Origin of the sequence: Bifidobacterium psychraerophilum, assembly GCF_000741705.1 — a bacterium.
Classification (GTDB): Bacteria; Actinomycetota; Actinomycetes; order Actinomycetales; family Bifidobacteriaceae; genus Bombiscardovia; species Bombiscardovia psychraerophila.
The window spans coordinates 1-18,044 of the sequence record NZ_JGZI01000007.1; the positions used below are offsets into that span (position 1 = coordinate 1).

Sequence of the window (18,044 nt, forward strand, 5' to 3'; positions counted from 1 at the left end):
CTGGTCGATGACCTTGTCGACGATGCCGAGCTGCTCCATGACCTTGTCACACACAATCACGGCCTTACGAATACCGTACATATCACGCAAATACCTGACTGCATTCGCTTCGAAGTAGGTCTTCGAGGGAATCTTGAACCACTGCATATTATTATTCCTCCGAGCGATACGCTTCACGTTAATCAGGTTCACGGCCTGCACGTTGCCCGAGACCGAGTTGCCACCGTACGAGCCGCAACCCAAGGTCAGGGACGGGGCGATCGCGTTGTAGATGTCGCCAATGCCACCCAGCGAACTCGGCTGGTTCCAGATGATGCGGCAGGCATGCATACGCAGACCATACTCGCGCACCAGCTCCTCGTCGTCGGTGTGGATCGCGGCGGTGTGCCCTGCGCCGTGCACCAGCATTTCCTCGCACATGATGAAGGCGTGATCCTTGTCCTTGGCCTTGAGCACGGCCTGCACCGGAGCAAGCTTCTCCATTGTCAGCGGTTCCATCTCGCCGACTTCCTGGCATTCGGCCGCCAGGATCGTGGCATCCTCGGGAATCGTGAACCCGGCCTGCTTCGCGATGTACTGTGGGGACTTGCCCGGCACCACCGAGTTCAGCTTCGGCTTTTCCCCGGAATATGAGGTGCAGCCAAACATGTACTACTCAAGCTTCGCCTTCTCGTCGCTAGTCACAAAATAGGCCTTGCGACGCTTCATCTCGGCAATCAGACGATCATAAATATCCGTGTGCGCGATGATGGCCTGCTCGGTCGCGCAGATCATACCGTAATCAAAATGCTTCGACAGAATCAGATCATTGACCGCACGCTTCACGTTGACATTCTTGTCGACATACGCCGGAGCATTGCCCGCGCCCACACCCAAGGCCGGCTTGCCAGAGGAATACGCCGCCTTGACCATGCCCGGACCGCCCGTCGCGAGGATCGTGGCGATACCCGGGTGCTTCATCAACGCGCTCGTCGCGTCAATCGAGGGGTGCTCAATCCACTGGATGCAATCCTCAGGAGCCCCAGCCGCGATGGCTGCATCACGCACGATGCGCGCAGCCTCGACCGAACACTTCTGCACGAAGGGGTGGAAACCGAACACGATCGGGCAGCGCGTCTTCAACGCGATCAAGGACTTAAAAATCGCCGTGGACGTCGGGTTCGTCACCGGAGTCACACCCGCGACCACACCAACCGGCTCCGCGATCTCAACGATGCCGTTGATGTCGTCCTCACTGATCACACCCACCGTGCGCTGCTTGACCAGATGGTTCGTCACATGCTCACACACGAAAATGTTCTTCGTGGCCTTGTCCTCCACCAGACCACGGCCAGTCTCCTCGACCGCCAGCTTCGCCAGCACCAGATGCTGGTTCAACGCCGCAATCGAAGCCTTCGCCACAATGCGATCAACCTGCTCCTGATTCAAACGCTCGAACTTCTTCAACGCCACCAGACCCCTGGAAACCAGAGCATCAACCTCGTTCTCGGCATCGATACTGACTTCAGCCGTCGTTTTCTTCTGTGCCTGTTGTTTTTTTGTTTCCGTCACTGAGTTCCTCCTCATAATCAAAACTGGATACCTTGGGTATGGTGCCTTCAATGTTCAAGGGGTTAAGGACACTCCGTTGTATGTCTCCCCAAGCTTTGCGACTCTCCCTCTTCAGGGTTGTTGACATTTCAATTTTCGTTGAGGAAACGGGCGAATTATGTTGTTTCTTTGACGTAAAAACATACTTTTCTGATTTCGCCAAAGTGCCATTGGAGATGCACGGAATTCTAAGAAAAATACGCACTCCACAGCTCTGAATTGCAATGGCTCTTGTTCTGCTTTTAGGAGGACGGGATTATGCCACGTGCGTATCAGCCAAAGTTCCTGCACAGAGCTGTCCAGATGCTTGGTAAGGCCAGCCCGGCCTCTGAGACTGAATTTGAGGCAATTCGTCACGTCGCTTCGAATCCTGGCGTGAGTCAGAAGACGTTACGCACATGACAACGTCGTACCGAGATCGACGCTGGTAATCGTCCTGGCACGAGCGGTGAAGATCACGCCAACGTAAAACGATTTAAGCGCGAGAACGCTGAGCCACGCTAGGCGAACGAGATTCTGCGGGGCGCGTCGGCGTTTGCTGGCGCACAATTGACCGTCCCGCGCCGAAATGATCAGGTTCGTTGACATGAACTGGGATCATTTCGGGGTCGAGTCCATCTGTTGGGTGTTTGGCCAAACAGATTGCGGGTTCGTCACCAATGTCTGTTCGCGCAGAATTGTCGGCTGAAGCGTCTCGAACAGCTTAAAGACAGAGTTGATCTACAGACCGGGCCATGGCGAGGCTTCGAAACCGTTGAACTGACAACACTGGAACGGGTGTCCTGACGAAACACCCAGCGATTGCACACGGAACTCAGCTACGGCACCCCGATAGAAATCGAGACCGAACATCAATCAAACAACCAAGACCTCATGACAGCAACCGCCAACCACGAAACCTAACAGGAACAGAACCCAGAACAATTCAGTTCCAGAAAGTAAATACCACACTAGAGAACAAATCTGGTTCTGCGAACCGCAAAGATCCTTGCAGCGAAGCACAGACCGACTGTTACACAATTCTTCACCAAAAGCACCGATCTATCCATCCACCTCGAATAATAGCTTGATATCTTGGCAGAAAACCTACTTCCATCCGATTGCCACATCCGCAAATCAGCTCTCTTCAGTGAAGTGGTAAAGGTGTGGTAAATTGCACGAAATCAATAACCTACGCATTGTTTTCATTGATTTTCAGACACCCTATACGCTCTCCCCCTGGCTCTGCACCTGACTGCGCGAGATCAATTTTGCCAAGTCTTACGAGTAAACGAAAAATAAGAGAATTCAAATGAGCCCGGAAGATGGAACCCCAAGGCTCCCTCATGATTGAGTTACCGAATTCAACTGCAGCATCAGGAATTTCTTCAAACTGTTTCTGGGCATCTTCCTCATTCGACATTTGAACCTCCTGGCTAAAGTGAGCAATCTTTCTGCAGCCGTAGTACAAGTACAAAGGAAACAGGCAATCTGTGGTTTTCAACATAATAATGTAAAACTTAGGACCACAGTTACTCATCGTAGCCTGGCTCAAGGGGAAAAAACGAATCAAATCAGCCTTATTGAACTGGTTGAGTGTACTGACAACATCAATGTTCTTATGCCGAGTTGTTGTTTACCTTGAATATACATAATGGCCCGCCGACGAAATCAGTGGGATCCAAGTCTTCCGATTTCAATCAATCTTGCAAGAACCCCGTCACGGAAATCCCTATCAAAATCCAGCATTGTCCCACCTTGAAGTTTGACATTATGGTTTTCTTCATAAGAACGTATTCCGTAATAGTTCCAGAAACATTGAAATTCAGCATCTGACAGTTTCAGAATCCGGTCTTTGAGCTCTTGCAACTTGTCTTTGTCGAGTTCATCGTATTCAAACCCGAGTTTTGCAATCAATATTTGCTCCGGGAAGTGCTGCTCCGAGTACGAATCGTCTTTGAGCAGTCGTTCGACCTCCACTGATTTTCTCTTGATGATCTCTTGTTCATTAATTCTTGGGATTGATAGGGCCGCGATCCCTTGGGAGCTGTTGGCCACTCTACTGCAAATGTGTAAAACTCATGGTAGAAATAAATCTGTTGCGAAAGATCAATGCGCTGTTCGTTGAAGAGTTCATCCAGTTTACTGAATATGTATGGCGCTCCAAGTTCCTCCACATCAGTCCGTCCGCCAACTGGGCGCGAGGGGATATCTGCTCTTGGTTCGACGCCACGCGTTTTCGCAAAGTGGACAAAACCGTTGGCTTCGCCGAATCGCACATCGATATACCTTCTGCCATCATTAATATCCTGTTCAAGTAAATTCAATTTCTGTTGAAACACATATTTTGTCAATGAATTCGGATGACCTCTATACTCGAGTTGTTGAATGGCAAAAGATTCAATCCGATCAGCAGACCCTTGCCAAGCATCGAGCGGTATGCCCTCAATATAGTAGACGAACTCCTTATAGGCATCAATGCTCTCATCCGACAGCGCCAGCATCTTTTGCAACTCATCATCGTCCTCGAAAACGGCTGACAATTCACCAACGCTAAGGTTTGTGGCATGTTCAAAGAGTAAATATGCTTGTGGATTCGAACGAAAATCCTTGACCTTCCCATGATTTGTTGCCAGACCGCGTAAGAGAACTTCATGAATGTTCTCTGATTCACCATCAGATGTCCCATACCGGTTCCACCTTGAGAGTACTGCGTATCTCTGTCAGCCGCATCCACAACGGAATCTGGTCGCCATCCAGTCTCTATATAGTTATAGAAGTGAGGATGAAAGAGTTACAAGCAGATAATTAAGAGTTGCTGCTCATACTGCACTTGGCCAAATTTTTCGGCCAACTGCTCAGTTGCAATAGTAAGGAAATGTTCCAACTCCCTAATCACACGGTGCTCAGACTCGAACAGATCTTTGATTGATTGAGGTAAATCAACATTCTTGGCTATTTCCGAAGAATGGAGAACATAAGGCAAGACTACTTTCTGATCAATGATTTTCTGGAGATAATTATCTTCATTCCTCGCCAGCTTGTCATAATCACCAACAAACACAATTGGAAGAGACCGATTCGGGATATTGAAAACCTTGTATGCTTCCTCCTGTCTCTCCGGCTTTACCCTATCGAAATCATCGAAAACCAATATTCTGCCGCCCGTATGACGCTTAAGCAAGTGTTGATACAGGTCATCCAATTTGCGTCCTAGAAACTGAAACCACGCGACGGAAGCAGTAAGCGTCTAGATGAATATTCTCGCTATGATATCAAGAAGCTGATGGCCGAACGTCCAGCCCAGATTGACCTTGCCCGAACAAAGAATCGACAGAGCAATTAACAGGAAAATACCATACCTGATAAAGAAATAAGAGACCCTGTGCATCCGTGAAAAAGCGAGCTCAATCACCGACCTGTTATCTGTCATTCTCCACAAACCAACAGTGACTATTCTTTTATCCACAAACTGCTCTGCCTGTTTGATAAACTCAGTCTTTCCACTCCCCCATTTACATCCAAAAAGAATGTGTTATTCGATTGGATCAGCTTTGCAAATCTTTCTGCACTTTGTGCAGTGTCGATTCGGATGAGTTCGATCATTTCGAATTTTCCAGACATTTGTCGACCTAACTGTACCATCAGCTGTTTCATCACTTCGAACGGGACTTCTTAAGTTTTATCAGGTCCGACCTATTGTAGTTTAGCTTGAGGCTTCGTGGAAATCTCTTTACAAATATCAGAAGCTACAACAGGCAGTACACTGTTACGGCAGTCATCCTTTCCAAACCGACAAGACCCTGGAGGAAAATACGTAATCGACAGGTGCACGGATACGATGAATCCATTGGTAGTAGTCCTTCTCTACCCGCATCATCAGATATATGCATACAACAAAACTGGAGGGATTAAATTGGAATTATGACATAAAAAATATTTCCGATCAGGCGCAAAGCTTTTACTCAACGGACTGGTGATATATAAAATTGTCAGTTTCCAGAGTTGATAAGTTCACGTCAAGTTATGATTGCTCAGCATCATTTTTCGTTCAGGGCGATTGTAAAAACATGTGAACACTCAGCGTAAAGACAATTTGACAACACTTCACAGCTCAACTCACAACATATCATCAGCGGGATCGTTGATTTGGCCAACATATGTGCCCGATAAGTTTCATCAGAGCATTTTACCTGACTGTGTCTGCAACACTGAAATTTCTCGATTCACCAAGCTCCCTCTCCGAATCACGTGGTATTCATGCCGTTTTCAACGACCGAGAACCGTTACGTCAACGCACAATATCATCCATCAACACCGTGCCGAGAGCACGCGCAAAATAATCCAGCCATTGATCTCTTTCCCGTTATATGCATGGTTCTGCCTCGGTACAGTCAGCAACATCATGAACACTTTGTGTCCGTGACGCCGCTTCTACCCGCTACATTGCCTCTGGATTCTCCTACCACTGTTCACCAACTGAACATTACGATTGATTACCTCAGTTACAACTTCAGGCGAGCAGCAGCCAGGCGTTGTTCCCTTCGATACTGCCCATTTCCAAAACGATGCTTCGAGATCAAACCATGCGCCCCCTCACCAACATGCGCCGCTGAGTCTCCTTCACAAAACACCTGGTTATCAGAATATGGTCATTTGCCCAATGATCTAAGATTGCCGATAGCGCCTACAAGAAAGAATCAATACCTATACGCCTACGATGACGGTATCACCGTTCAAGAGATATGCCAGCAGTTTTACCAGCAAGACCCTGATGAGCTGCAGGAGGACGAGAATACCAACGATCAGCACCAGGATCCAAGGCTTTCCGTTTTGAAAGATGTTTTGTTTATTCAGGAGAACAATAAAGAAACCGATGGTAAGGATGATTGACAGAATTCCACATAGAATCCTGTACGGGGTATAAATCACCTTCACTATTGCGTACAGCAGGGTTTTCATACCGGACCTCTTATCTTCTCGAATTCAACTCATTGAATACAGTCCTTCGAGTCGAATATATCTCTTCATAAGTATTTACCAATTGTGCATGATCGACTGGGAAGACATCGCATATTATCTGAGACTACTCCAGTATTATTCAGAGACTTTTCAGTCACTGGTAGCGGCCCTGAAGATGTGATAACGGTATCGAACATAATCACGTCGGAACTAAGTGGTCTCAGTATTGGCCTCTTATACGTTCGATCATGTTTCATTGTCGTCTCATAGAGAATCAATGATGTTTGTACACAGTAATGCAGTCATCAGCCGTCTTAAAGCTGCCGACCGCTGAACCGTGGTGCTTCAGGTATTCCACAAGTTCAAGGTTTTCCTTGGACATCGGAATCTGTGGACGATCCGGTCCACGGCTTGTAAGCTGTCCGAAATTGTCTGGTAATTGGTTGAGTATCGAGTGAATAAACTCAATGCCCAGATCTTCAGCATTCTAACAGATCAGTTTTACGGTCGTGGACGACTGCATTCCCTCTTCAACCAGTATGAGGAAATCAAGCTGATCACACTTATATTCTTTGGAAATCGCATGTCTTGCCACTATTCCGGCAACTGCTGGGCCTGCATCTGCAATGTATGAACTCAGACCGTTCATCACGGCGTTTTTAACATCGTCTGACATCACCTTGCTCTTCATCAGATATTGCAAGTCTTCGGAGTGTATCAGTGTTTTGTCCATAAAGGCAGTAAATCGTTGTGGGATGACTCATTTTGAAATTCCTCGTGACAAACGCCTTGCAGTTGGGATCACCGATGAACTGGTGAGATTGTCCATCGGCATCGAAGATGTTCAGGACCTTCTCTCAGATTTGGAACAGGCTTTCGAAAAGGCAAGGAACATTGCCGTGGACCGTGGAAGAAGCGGGAAGGTGGAGAAGACCGCCAGAATCTCAAACTGACAGGGAGAAACAAATCGTCATAGCAAAGGACAGGCACGCGAACAAGCTAACGAACAGCGAGATGCAACGCGATAGGTTCATAGCGAGAAGATCGCTTTTATTATCTAATTTCAGCGCTAGGTAGGAACGGACTACTAGATATACTAGATATATGTTGAGCAATGGCCGCAAGCATTTAGCATACGTCTGCGAACCTGGCTGTTCCCCAAGTGCAATCCAATCGACTCAGTGGCTTTCGAAAGGGAATGGGGTTCTATTTCAACTCGAAACTATTGTTCTATGCCGATGACTGGGAGATTCCAAGCGACGGACTCGCCGTGCTGACATTCCAACCTTATTTCAATACTCTCGATGGAATTGTATGTGCGAACCACAGCATCGCTGCCGAATTCATGAATCAGCTCGTATGCATGGGCTATCGGGTACGCAAGACATTGCCGTCACCGGCTTTGATGATTCTCCTATTGCGATGATGGCAAGATGCAAACTCGCCACCGTACGTCAGAATTCCACCAAACACGGTACAGTCTTGGCAGAACCTCTTCGGCGGCAACTTGCAGGCGAAGCGATCGGCAAGGAGATCGTTCAGCTCCCCACAGAGGTGATCATTCGCGGATCTACAGAGTTTGTGCCCTGAGTTCCAGATGTTCCATCATTCAGCATCGAAGCGAGTTCAATTCGTTGTTGGATCGGGTGAACAGTTCATGAAATGACACTCATTCCACACCTTCTCACTCCCAATCGCAGGACGAAACCGTTCTTTGTGTCCTTCTTTTCAATTATCCCGATTGTCAACTACCCGAGTATGCCAATTTGGAATCCTTGAAATTACAAGGATTCCAAAAGGCGATACTCGGGGAAAACCGAAACAAGGACACAACAACCGTGCTACACCACAAAATAGTGATATAGCCATCAATGAACGTGATTGTGCACCTTGGAACGATCAGTCATGCAGCTCATCAAGCGCAGCAAGCGCAATCGATGTTAAAAATGCAACGCCATAATGAATGCCCGCTGGATCCGGTGCGAATTGCGGGCTGTGCCCAGCTCCAGCGTCGCCCGCTCCAATGTGAGCGAAAACTCCCGGAGCTTTCTGCAAATAATAGGAAAAATCTTCTCCTCCTATTCCGGGGTCAGGTTTGATGTGTTTCAGGCCAAGGTTTGAAACTACTTTTTCTGCGACTTGGGTCCAATGTTCATCATTGATGACTGCAGGAGATCCGAAGAACCAGTTGATCTCAGCGGTAGTTCCATATGCCGCTGCAATATCGTGTATCAGGCGTTCGGCAACGGTTTTTGCAAGGGTCCGGTCATCGGCCAACGCAGTTCGAACCGTTCCTTCAAAGAAAGCTGATTGCGGAATAGCGTTCCATGTGGTTCCGGCGTCGATATGTGTCACCGAAAGAACTCGGGGAAGGACAGGATCAAGATTTCTTCCAACAACGCTTTGAAGACTCTGGATAATTGCAGTGGTTGCCACTACCGGATCAGCACCATGTTGTGGACTTGCGGCATGCGTGCCCCGACCGTTGATCGTGACTTGAAATTTATCAACAGCGCCAGTGGTGCTTCCCTCGCGCAAGAGGATCGAACCTAGAGGCCCTTGAACCGTCATGCGTTCCAAAGAATGCTTGGACGTCATCCAGCACTCCGGTCTCAATAACCTGCACTCCCCCAGTCGGTTGGTCTTTTGTGGCTCTACCCTCTTCAGCAGGCTGGAATATAACCTTGATGGTTCCCGATATGATGTCACGATGCGCGTTGAGCAGTATCGCTGCGCCAAGAGCTACGCTGAGATTGAAGTCATGACCGCAGGCATGCATGACCCCAGCGTTTTGGGAAGCGTATTCAAGACCCGTCTGCTCTTGAATGGGCAAACCATCAATGTCTCCACGCAGCGCAATCACAGGACCGGACTCTTCACCTCTTATGACTGCAATAAGACCAGTGTTGAGTCCGGTATCGAGGATTTCAACGTTCTTGCTTTCCAAGATCTTTCGGATTCTTGCCGTAGTGCCCACTTCGTGATAGGAAAGTTCAGGGTGGATGTGAAACCATGTGTAATATCTGACAAGTTCGCTGTCTAATCCGTTATCCAGTTCCCTGGTGATATCCAATTGATGCCTACTATTTTCTGTCACAACGTTTAGCCCTTCATTGCCATTATCAGAATGCATCCCAACACATTCCTCGCGTTCCTACCCTCAAGTGACCGTATCAATGTTCTACAGGCGACACTCGGTCATGGCTATGCGCATTTCAAACAACAAGTGATAAATGCAGTCTATGGTCGACTTGCATCTGCATGCCCACACGCTGCTCGGCGTATGGCACGATGATGCTTTCGCTCCTTAGCTCATCATGACACTAACCGTCCATCTGGGAAATGGGAGATTGGTCCGAGAATGGAAAAGTCCTGTCCAAACCGTTTCAACGACTCGTAGTTATCACTCAAATCCTTGAACAGGATGTAACGTATGTGGTCATGAAGATCGTGCTGATGCATGTAATGGGGCCTATTGAATTGTGCCAGAACCTCCCTCTCACGATTGTCCGGAGCCACGATATAGAGCGTCATGTCCGTTTTCAGTGACTCATACAAGTCATCCATGCGATTCATGCCTGACATTATTGACGTTGACTTCTCCACCTCGAAGGCGCAAGCAGGACTCCCATCGGGATTAAACCACAGAACATCAATCAGACCTACGATCTTTCGATCATGCTCGCTGAGCGCCTCAATGGATGATGGCAGTCGCGGAATCGATATGTCACCAAGTCTCTTGCCCCCAGCAGTGCGATTGTGATCGTTGCCTGCAATCCACGACCGATAGCCAATGGCATTGCCCACGTCTGCCAGCAAATACTGGATCCTATAATGCAGATCCTTGTGAAGTTGCAATCTTCCCCGCTTTTCCAGTGCCTTTCTGGTAGTGTGCCGCTGCTCGGCGATGAGATATTGGTCTGAATTCTCCGGAACCACATAATTCAGAGCCCCGATATCAAACAAGAATGCACTGATAGCTCCCAAATCCTTCGAGAACAGGCTGCCCTTCTCGTTCAGGGCGATCATGCCGTCTCTCAATGTGAAATAGTCATCCCATCTGCCCAGCCGTATCTTCGCGTGGCTCAGCAGATTGTATCCCTCAACTATTTTCGTATTGAAAGGCGGGAAGACACTTGGCTCTAGAAAATACAGGATATTCGATACCGAAGGTCCGAGTCCCTTGATGTTCTTGCTGGCAAGAGCGTTCAGCGCCATGAGCTTCTTCACGCTACTACCCGTTTCGAGCACGCTCGCAAGCATGTCGGCAAAGGCCATCTGATTGCCGCGATTTTCATAAATGTCAGGAATGCGAAGCTTCGGCTTCCACATGAACGCATGCTTCGCGCCCTTGAATATTTCAGTCTGCGAAGCAATCACATCCATGACCTCTTCCAGTGCGGAACCGTGAAGATCACGCGGAAACGTTCCCTCCCGGATGGTTTTCACGACGTTCCTCGACCCCTTGCGCACCTGGGCGAAGGCATGAAGCCGGTCTTCACTGTGAATGAACCAAGTCTGATACAACAGACTCGACTTCTCCATATACTGATTGAAGATATCAGTAAGATAGGTCGAATCCATATGTGCCTCGATTGCCTGACGATTGAGAAAAGACGCCGCTTCCATCACAGTATTATAAGGCCACGGCAGTAAAGGCCGCGAATCCCTGAAATCCGATGGTCGTCTCCCTTTCGGCACCCCTACAATACTCTATTCACTCCATGCCTGACTCTATTCACTCCATGCTTGAGCGATATCTTCGACCGTCTCCGTGTAGGCCGGTTTGCCCCAAGGCAAAGTCACATTTCCGTCCGTATGAGACAAAAGACCGAGCGCTTGCTTCTCATCGTGAGTCACCAGCCCATCGATGGCATACAGGCTTCGCGCATAATCCCAAAGGTGAGGGTAATCCACGACTGCGGCATCTGCAGGGGGAAAAAGATTGCGATACCCAACATCGAATGTGAGCAACACGCCAAACAAGTGCCCGTCCGATTCGCTGATGGAGTTTCCCAACAGAAATTTTTTGTGTGAAAGAAGATAATCAAACCACCCAAGTCTGGCATAGAAAACTCGACGGTAGGCATCTCGCTGCAGATCGCTGTTCGCATTGATCACTGCGAACAATCCATCAATCAATTCATTATCGATGATCGCGTCAAGTTCATCGATCTCATTGCTGAGTGAGCGATTGTATAGACCACCATTGCCACCGTTGTTTTCAGAGAACGCAATATTCAAAGCTCTGCTTGCAAAACGCCAGTCTTCAACTAACTTCTTGCCATTGGCCGTGATAAGCCGCACAGGGTTTGCTTCATGTCCAGAAGGTACATGTTCCAGATCGGTCGAAAGCTGATCTATTGCTTCTGTGCGCAATTGCCCCAAACGCAGCGTGAACAGGGTTCCCCAGGCTCTAGGGTCGAGGGCAGAAAGGCTGATATTCACCGGCAACGACTGCGGGTTCCTGTGTGAAAGACAGGCAACAATATCGTCATACACGTGAGAGCTTGCCTTCGGTGTGAACTGGTCGGAATCGACCTCTTCGTGACTGCCTTCGTGACTGCCATGCATGACTTCTTCTTTCCGAACGTAGTGTTTCTTTTTCCACGACAAGTCGCGAGTCAACGCCAAAAGACGCTGCCCACTGTCAACTATCATGGTTTCCCAATCGATTCGGCGATGAAAGCCGAAGGAGTAATACAGTCGATGAGCGTGAACCATTTGAGGGCTGGAATGCAGCTCTATGCCCTCATACCCGTAGCTTCCAGCCAACTCGATGCTATGACTGACCAGCACGGAACCAAACCCGTGCCCTCTTCCCCACGGAGCGACTCCAAGAATATTGAAAGTATAATATTGCTCATCATACAAAGCAGGCTTAGGTGTCAGGACCGCCGCAACAATCCGATTGGAACCGTCAGAAATCACCCAAACGTCAGCGGTCTTCGCACGCTGCTCAATCGCGTGCAATCCAGCTTCGTATTGCGCAGTAATCCAGCATCCAACCTTGAAGGCTGCTGCCAGGGCATTACCAACCTCTTCATATTCGCTGACCTGAGCAAGGCGCAGTTTATAACCATCATCCAAATCCTTATGCTTCAAGGCTTGTGGAATCTCTGCGACTTTTCGACCATGCAAGTCATTACGAGCGCGTGTGGGAATTCTTGGCTGAAGAAAAGTCACACCTACACCATCCTCTCAAAGTTTGTGTTACTACAAAGGCAGAACGGCGGCTCATGTGTGATAAACCGCCGTTCTGCTGGAAATGAACTGTTCTATTTGAAATCTCATCCATGACAAGAAACTGTCGGAACAGCCATCAACGATCCTTACTCGTTGAAATCCCAAAGTTCAAAGGAACCGCCACCTCCGGGTCCAGAATACAAAGGCGAACCTCCTATGCTCTCACGGTGAGGATTCTCTTGCCAAGCCGCATATTATTCCTCGCGATGTCCGATATCTGCCTTGCCAAACGGATTGTCCTTGTCTGCAAAACCGTGTGAATATTCCCCTTCTTCATTCGGAACATATCCAAGCTCAAACAATTCAGCATCATCAATGAATCCAGGAGTCTGGAAGAGATCGCGCGCATATCCCCAGATATTGGGGAAGTCCCAGAGGTGCACGATGTCTTCTGTCCCCAGCTGCTTGATAATGCCGGGTCGATATCCGTTCTCATAAGATTCCAAGGTCTGGAACAGACGCACATCACTGTCACTGAGGTTGCTGCCAAATAGATAGCGCCGTGAAGCCAGTCTGAAATCATAATCTGCCAATCTGGCCTTGAAAATCGTATAGGCGGCCTGAGCAGCACCGCGAGTCGTGGCAAATATAACCTTGTAGGTGCCATTGTTGATATCATCGAAAATCTGCTGATTCAGCAGGTCGATTTCCTGACGCAGCTGCTCAGGATACAGATCTGGCGCCCCCTCTTTGTGGAAAGGCTTCCAGGCTGTTTCTAACTCATTGCTAATGGCATGATAGTTGTTGGTTACAACTTTCCCTGTTTTCAGATCGATGACCGTGGGGGACGTGCCTCGTCCCGTAAAGTGTGTCGTAGTTCTGCGATAGAAGTCGTTCAACCTGTCGTAACCGAACAAGTCGGCTACGCTCCCCTCGCCATGAGTAAGTTTCCACCCATCATCATCTCGGCCAAAGATGACCTCCGGCACAAAGACATCTTGCAAACCAAGCAGTCTGATGACGATGCGCTGACGGCGGTTCCATCCGCATCCAAGAGCGCCTAAGATATGATAGCGACCTGCCTCAACAGGCGCATCTCCCTCGTCGTTCCCAAAATGCTTAGTGAAGGCATTTCGCTGCCTTCTGAATGCTCCATCGGGAGTCTGCTCAATTGTCGTCTCTTCAAACGGGCCCCTCCTTTGTTGTTGCGCCGGTTCAGGCACAGCACAGGCATCGGCAGCCGTTGCGTGCAATGTTTGTGTTGATGATTCTTGTTCCAAACCCATCAGATTTCCTTTCATTCATTGTTTGTGTGTATACATAAGTTCAAATCCATAGTCCAACAATCAGGACATAACGAGCTGAATCTCAACTACCTGTGGGAAGCTCTACCATTGTTGCAATTGTTGTCTCCTCAACGCCTCGCTCCTCCTTCCGAGAACGCTCACTGGGCCTGCCTGTGAAGGTACCTTTCTTCCCTCATATGTGGGAAGTTTCTCTGGGATGAAGTTTTTTCCTCGGATTACGATGAGTTGCCTGTTATGCAACGCTTTCAAATCCTTAAGAGGATCTCCGTCAACCACCAGTAGATCGGCGGAATAATCACGTTCAATGACTCCAGCCACCCCCGCAAGACCGATGGCAGCAGCTGCCCTGGAGGTAGCGGCAATGAGAATTTCAGAACGTGGAATTCCAGCCAGTTCAAGCTGCTCAAGACCATAGAGATATCCATAAGGAGGTATAACCGCTCCAATATCATGACCGGTCACAATGCGCACACCGTGAGAAAAGAGATCGAAGGCGCGGGGCGCAATGGTTTCGTGAGCAACGGGAGGGTATGAAGGCGGTGATGCAACATCGACATAGATACCCGCATCTGCAATCCGATCTGCAAGTGAACCATCAAAACGAGTGATGCCGTCTTCATCGATGAATGTTGCGTGAGCTATGTAGTCCACTCCAGCATCTACCGCACGACGAATGCCTTGCGTACCATGTGCGTGGACAGCCAAATGTTTGCCTAATCGATGCGCCTCGTCAACAAACACTCGTAATTCTTCTGTGGTGAACTGCGCATTCCACTGCGCAGTTCCGGGTGTCATGAATCCGCCTGTAGCAGCGACTTTGATGACGGCTGCGCCCGCCTTGTGATGTTCGCGTACCGCATGCCGAATATCATCAAGAGAGTCAACTTCCGAACCATCTTTCCAATCGTGGCCTCCGGTCGTGGTAATCATAGGCTCAGCAGGAACTACTCGCGGCCCTTCAATCAATCCCTGTTCAACGGCCTGACTTACCGCAACATCGGTGTAGAATTTTGATCCCAGGGATTGAACTGAAGTGATTCCAATGGAAGCCAATTGGTGAAGAACTTTCGCAGAATATAAGGCATTCCAACCTTGAACATGCAGCTCGGGATTCGGCACGTTCGGTTGTGAACCGTTACGTGCACCAAAATGCGCATGAGTTTCAATGAGCCCGGGCAAAATCGTCGAGGACGGATATCGTTCTTGCGTAACGTCTGCATACTCAACTGGAATATCGTCTGTACTACCTACCCACTTGATATTCCCGTTGCCAATGACTACCGAAGCTCGTTCCTTTACCTCTCCTGGCTTGCCCGTTATGATTTTCCCAGCGCTTATTACTCTGGTTGAATCCCCATGTGGATGTTCATCGCTCATATTTTCACTTATCTTTCCAGACGGTAGCTGTATTGAACAAATGGCCTGCGGTCTTGCTTATTTGGATACCGTGGACGCTTGTCTTTGAAGCCCAGTTGTCACGAGGAACGTATAGAGGCAAGACATATGCCTTTTCATTGATTACGTAATCCTGCAACTGTGTATAATATTCCTTTCGTGCATCCTTGCTGGCCGCGGTTTTAGCTTTCGCTGCCAAATCAGTAACCTTTGTGTCATTCGACAAGAAAATCCGAGGCGGATCCCAAGGAACCAGAAGAAGATCAAGCGACCCAGACACATCCGCCGAACCCATCGAGTTATCGAACGCGTCGTTCTGATTCTCTTTCCACTTGGTGCTCACCGAACCTACATCCAAAGCTTTGAACTGGAAATCTACGCCCAGATTCTTTTTCAATTCCGCAGAAATTGCTTGGAACAGGACTTCACGCGAATCACGAATGTATGGTGCGTCGGAATACACATTGATTGTCAGACGTTTTCCTGAATCATTCGTTCGATATCCTTGTGAATCGCGTCTCGTCCAACCCGCAGAATCAAGCAGTTTTCCTGCAGCGCTCTTGTTATATTTGACGTTGCTTTTGAATGACTTATCGAAGAAGATACTGGCAGGTGTTATCCATTCCTTGGCAGTGGTACCAGTGCCGTAATACACGCTCTTCACAACCTCATTGAGGTCAAAGCCCTCTTGCACGGCTTTACGGACTCGAATGTCGTTGAATGGTGCCTTCGTAGTATTGAAATACAATGAATAGGCTGTTCCAGAATTAAGAACCTGATCATATTTGTATTTCGAATTCGAGGTAAATGTCGAGATATCTTGTGAGGGAACACCATACAGCACATCGGTTTGGTTGGATGTCAGCGCTCCTGTTCTTGTAGAAGCCTCGGGCAATATTCTGAACACTTGCTTTGCAGCGTATGGAGCGCCGGGATATTTCTTCACCAACTCGCTAGGTTCTCATTTGTCCCATCGATACGAATCATTCTTGACCAAGGTAAGTTCGCTTCCCTTAGTGTATTCACCAATTTTGTATGGGCCAATCAAGGATATTGCGCTGCCACCGGTTTCCAAATTCTTACTATCCTTCAGAGAGTTCGGTGAAATTGGCGATGTACCAGTTGATGACAGGGCCTCGATAAACTTGGGAGACATTGCTTTCAGCTTGAACTGGACCTGGTAGTCACCAGTCTTCTCAAAGCTCTTCAAAACTGACTTCCACACAGGAGGATTTGAATTGCTATCAGACAATTGGTTCTTGAAATTCGCAATAACGGCATCAGCATTGAAAGCTTCGCCATCACTGAATGTCACACCCTGACGCAAATCAAGTGTAATAGTAAGGCGATCCGCGCTCTCCATATACTTCTTAGCAAGCCAAGGCTGGTAATCGCCATTATTATCAAGATATAAGTAGCTGTCTGCAATATTGCGCAAAACAAACGTATACGCGTCCTGCGCATTGATTTGTGGATTGAGCGTGGTCAAATCCTTTTCAATACTCCACGTAATCGTCTGACCTTTGACAGGCATCGATGCAGATGATTGGGAAGAACTGCTTGAAGCGGTTCCTGAACAAGCAGCCAGAGAAATTCCCAATGCGGCAACCACGGCAAGAGCCGTGATACGTTTGGTTATTGAACCCATATTAATTCCTTTTCTAATTATTTGATCCCTGGAGTACAGAACTCCGAGGAAGCTTGGGAAGTGCGGCCAATAACGAGGCCGTATATTCGTGTTCAGGATGAACCAAAACCTTTTGCGGAGTTCCTTTTTCCACAATCCGACCGTCTTTCATAACAAGAACAAAATCGGAGATGTGATAGATGACCCCAAGATCATGCGATATAAAAAGAATCCCAATGTTTGTTTCAGCCTGAATATCGGCAAATAAATCCAGTATCTGAGCCTGAATGGAAACATCCAGAGAGGATACTGCCTCATCGGCAACCAGAACATGCGGTTGTGTGACGATTGCACGTGCAATTGCAATCCTCTGGCTTTGCCCTCCCGACAGTTGCCGAGGGGACAAGTCATAAACCGACTGTGGCAACCGAACGAGATCCAGGGCATGCTGAACACGTTTTCGGCGCTCGCGGCGAGACAACTCAGAAAGCAGTGGTTCCTCCACGATTCGGGAAACAGTGTAACGCGGATCAAATGATGCAAGAGGGTCTTGTGAGACAACCTGAATCAGATGACGGCGTTTTCTGCGCGCCACTTCTTTGATTCCCGACCATTTGTCCCCTTCCAGAAGCACTTCGCCGTCATCTGGATCGATCAGTGCGGCAGCGATTCTAGCTAAGGTACTTTTCCCCGACCCTGATTCTCCGACAATCCCCAAAGTCTGACCCGCCCGAAGTTCAAAATCGGCGTGATCAACCGCCCGAACAACTGAACCGTGACGTCCATCGAAGGTTTTGGAAATATCTTTCGCTTCGATAAGAAGCTTTCCAAACGTTTGTGGTCTCTCTGGGAGTTTTTCTCGTTTAATTGAAGAAAGCCGATATCCACGAGTTTCAACCGAAGGAACCGCAGCAATCAGGAGTTTCGTATATTCCGTTTGTGGATTGGAAAGAATTTCGGAGCTGAGACCCTCCTCCACGACCTTTCCCTGCTTCATC

At 48.4% G+C, this 18,044-nt stretch carries 16 protein-coding genes and 3 pseudogenes; 3 read left to right on the forward strand and 16 right to left on the reverse strand.

Going from position 1 to position 18,044, the window contains the following annotated elements; genetic code table 11:
• From BPSY_RS12050 to BPSY_RS12060, 7 genes and pseudogenes are all read right to left on the reverse strand, one after another.
• A pseudogene (locus tag BPSY_RS12050) lies at positions 1–648 on the reverse strand (bifunctional acetaldehyde-CoA/alcohol dehydrogenase); the annotation flags it as partial.
• A 3-nt stretch (positions 649–651) separates the two neighbouring features.
• Positions 652–1,551, reverse strand: a complete 900-nt coding sequence (locus BPSY_RS12055) for an aldehyde dehydrogenase family protein (RefSeq protein ID WP_394854693.1) — start codon at positions 1,549–1,551, stop codon at positions 652–654.
• A 1,210-nt stretch (positions 1,552–2,761) separates the two neighbouring features.
• Positions 2,762–2,992 carry a hypothetical protein gene (locus tag BPSY_RS01570; RefSeq protein WP_152596786.1) on the reverse strand — a complete coding sequence of 77 codons (231 nt, stop codon included), beginning with the start codon at positions 2,990–2,992 and terminating at the stop codon, positions 2,762–2,764.
• A gap of 248 nt (positions 2,993–3,240) precedes the next feature.
• Complete coding sequence (locus BPSY_RS01575) at positions 3,241–3,486, reverse strand: hypothetical protein (protein WP_152596787.1); 246 nt, start codon at positions 3,484–3,486, stop codon at positions 3,241–3,243.
• Positions 3,483–4,082, reverse strand: a complete 600-nt coding sequence (locus tag BPSY_RS11545) for a hypothetical protein (protein ID WP_152596788.1) — start codon at positions 4,080–4,082, stop codon at positions 3,483–3,485. Before BPSY_RS11545 ends, BPSY_RS01575 begins: the two co-directional genes overlap by 4 nt.
• 281 nt (positions 4,083–4,363) lie before the next feature.
• Positions 4,364–4,774, reverse strand: a complete 411-nt coding sequence (locus tag BPSY_RS11550; RefSeq protein ID WP_152596789.1) for a hypothetical protein — start codon at positions 4,772–4,774, stop codon at positions 4,364–4,366.
• A 45-nt stretch (positions 4,775–4,819) separates the two neighbouring features.
• Positions 4,820–5,101, reverse strand: a complete 282-nt coding sequence (locus BPSY_RS12060; RefSeq protein WP_369342896.1) for a P-loop NTPase fold protein — start codon at positions 5,099–5,101, stop codon at positions 4,820–4,822.
• 1,124 nt (positions 5,102–6,225) lie between these two features.
• On the opposite strand from BPSY_RS12060, the gene BPSY_RS11555 reads away from it, so the two are divergent.
• Positions 6,226–6,462, forward strand: a complete 237-nt coding sequence (locus BPSY_RS11555; protein WP_152596790.1) for a hypothetical protein — start codon at positions 6,226–6,228, stop codon at positions 6,460–6,462.
• Positions 6,463–7,018: 556 nt separating this feature from the next.
• Here the strand turns inward: BPSY_RS11555 and BPSY_RS11680 are convergent.
• Positions 7,019–7,264, reverse strand: a complete 246-nt coding sequence (locus BPSY_RS11680) for a hypothetical protein (RefSeq protein ID WP_033495546.1) — start codon at positions 7,262–7,264, stop codon at positions 7,019–7,021.
• Positions 7,265–7,280: 16 nt separating this feature from the next.
• Here BPSY_RS11680 and BPSY_RS11880 point away from each other — a divergent pair.
• Both BPSY_RS11880 and BPSY_RS11280 read left to right on the forward strand, forming a co-directional pair.
• Positions 7,281–7,484, forward strand: a pseudogene (locus tag BPSY_RS11880) (PLP-dependent transferase); the annotation flags it as partial.
• A 361-nt stretch (positions 7,485–7,845) separates the two neighbouring features.
• Entirely contained in the window at positions 7,846–8,121 is a 276-nt protein-coding gene (locus BPSY_RS11280) for a substrate-binding domain-containing protein (protein ID WP_081884078.1), read from the forward strand.
• A gap of 309 nt (positions 8,122–8,430) precedes the next feature.
• Here the strand turns inward: BPSY_RS11280 and BPSY_RS11990 are convergent, their stop codons facing one another.
• The 8 genes and pseudogenes from BPSY_RS11990 to BPSY_RS12000 all read right to left on the reverse strand — a co-directional run bounded on the left by BPSY_RS11990 (position 8,431) and on the right by BPSY_RS12000 (position 18,043).
• Complete coding sequence (locus tag BPSY_RS11990; RefSeq protein ID WP_274518454.1) at positions 8,431–9,102, reverse strand: M20 metallopeptidase family protein; 672 nt, start codon at positions 9,100–9,102, stop codon at positions 8,431–8,433.
• The gene (locus BPSY_RS11995) at positions 9,038–9,664 is read right to left on the reverse strand and encodes an amidohydrolase (RefSeq protein WP_274518455.1); all 627 of its coding nucleotides are present in this window, start codon (positions 9,662–9,664) and stop codon (positions 9,038–9,040) included. Before BPSY_RS11995 ends, BPSY_RS11990 begins: the two co-directional genes overlap by 65 nt.
• Before the next feature lie 182 nt (positions 9,665–9,846).
• The gene (locus tag BPSY_RS01625) at positions 9,847–11,163 is read right to left on the reverse strand and encodes a type II restriction endonuclease (protein WP_274518456.1); all 1,317 of its coding nucleotides are present in this window, start codon (positions 11,161–11,163) and stop codon (positions 9,847–9,849) included.
• A gap of 102 nt (positions 11,164–11,265) precedes the next feature.
• Positions 11,266–12,717, reverse strand: a complete 1,452-nt coding sequence (locus tag BPSY_RS11285) for a GNAT family N-acetyltransferase (protein ID WP_081884079.1) — start codon at positions 12,715–12,717, stop codon at positions 11,266–11,268.
• Positions 12,718–12,971: 254 nt separating this feature from the next.
• Positions 12,972–14,003 (reverse strand): glutathione S-transferase family protein, encoded by a 1,032-nt coding sequence (locus BPSY_RS01640; protein ID WP_202961756.1) that lies wholly within the window; start codon positions 14,001–14,003, stop codon positions 12,972–12,974.
• 102 nt (positions 14,004–14,105) lie between these two features.
• The gene (locus BPSY_RS01645) at positions 14,106–15,401 is read right to left on the reverse strand and encodes an amidohydrolase family protein (protein WP_081884080.1); all 1,296 of its coding nucleotides are present in this window, start codon (positions 15,399–15,401) and stop codon (positions 14,106–14,108) included.
• Between the two features lie 4 nt (positions 15,402–15,405).
• Positions 15,406–17,067 (reverse strand): annotated as a pseudogene (locus BPSY_RS12065) (ABC transporter substrate-binding protein).
• A gap of 13 nt (positions 17,068–17,080) precedes the next feature.
• Entirely contained in the window at positions 17,081–18,043 is a 963-nt protein-coding gene (locus tag BPSY_RS12000) for an ABC transporter ATP-binding protein (protein ID WP_274518457.1), read from the reverse strand.
• Between the last annotated feature and the right edge of the window lies 1 nt (position 18,044).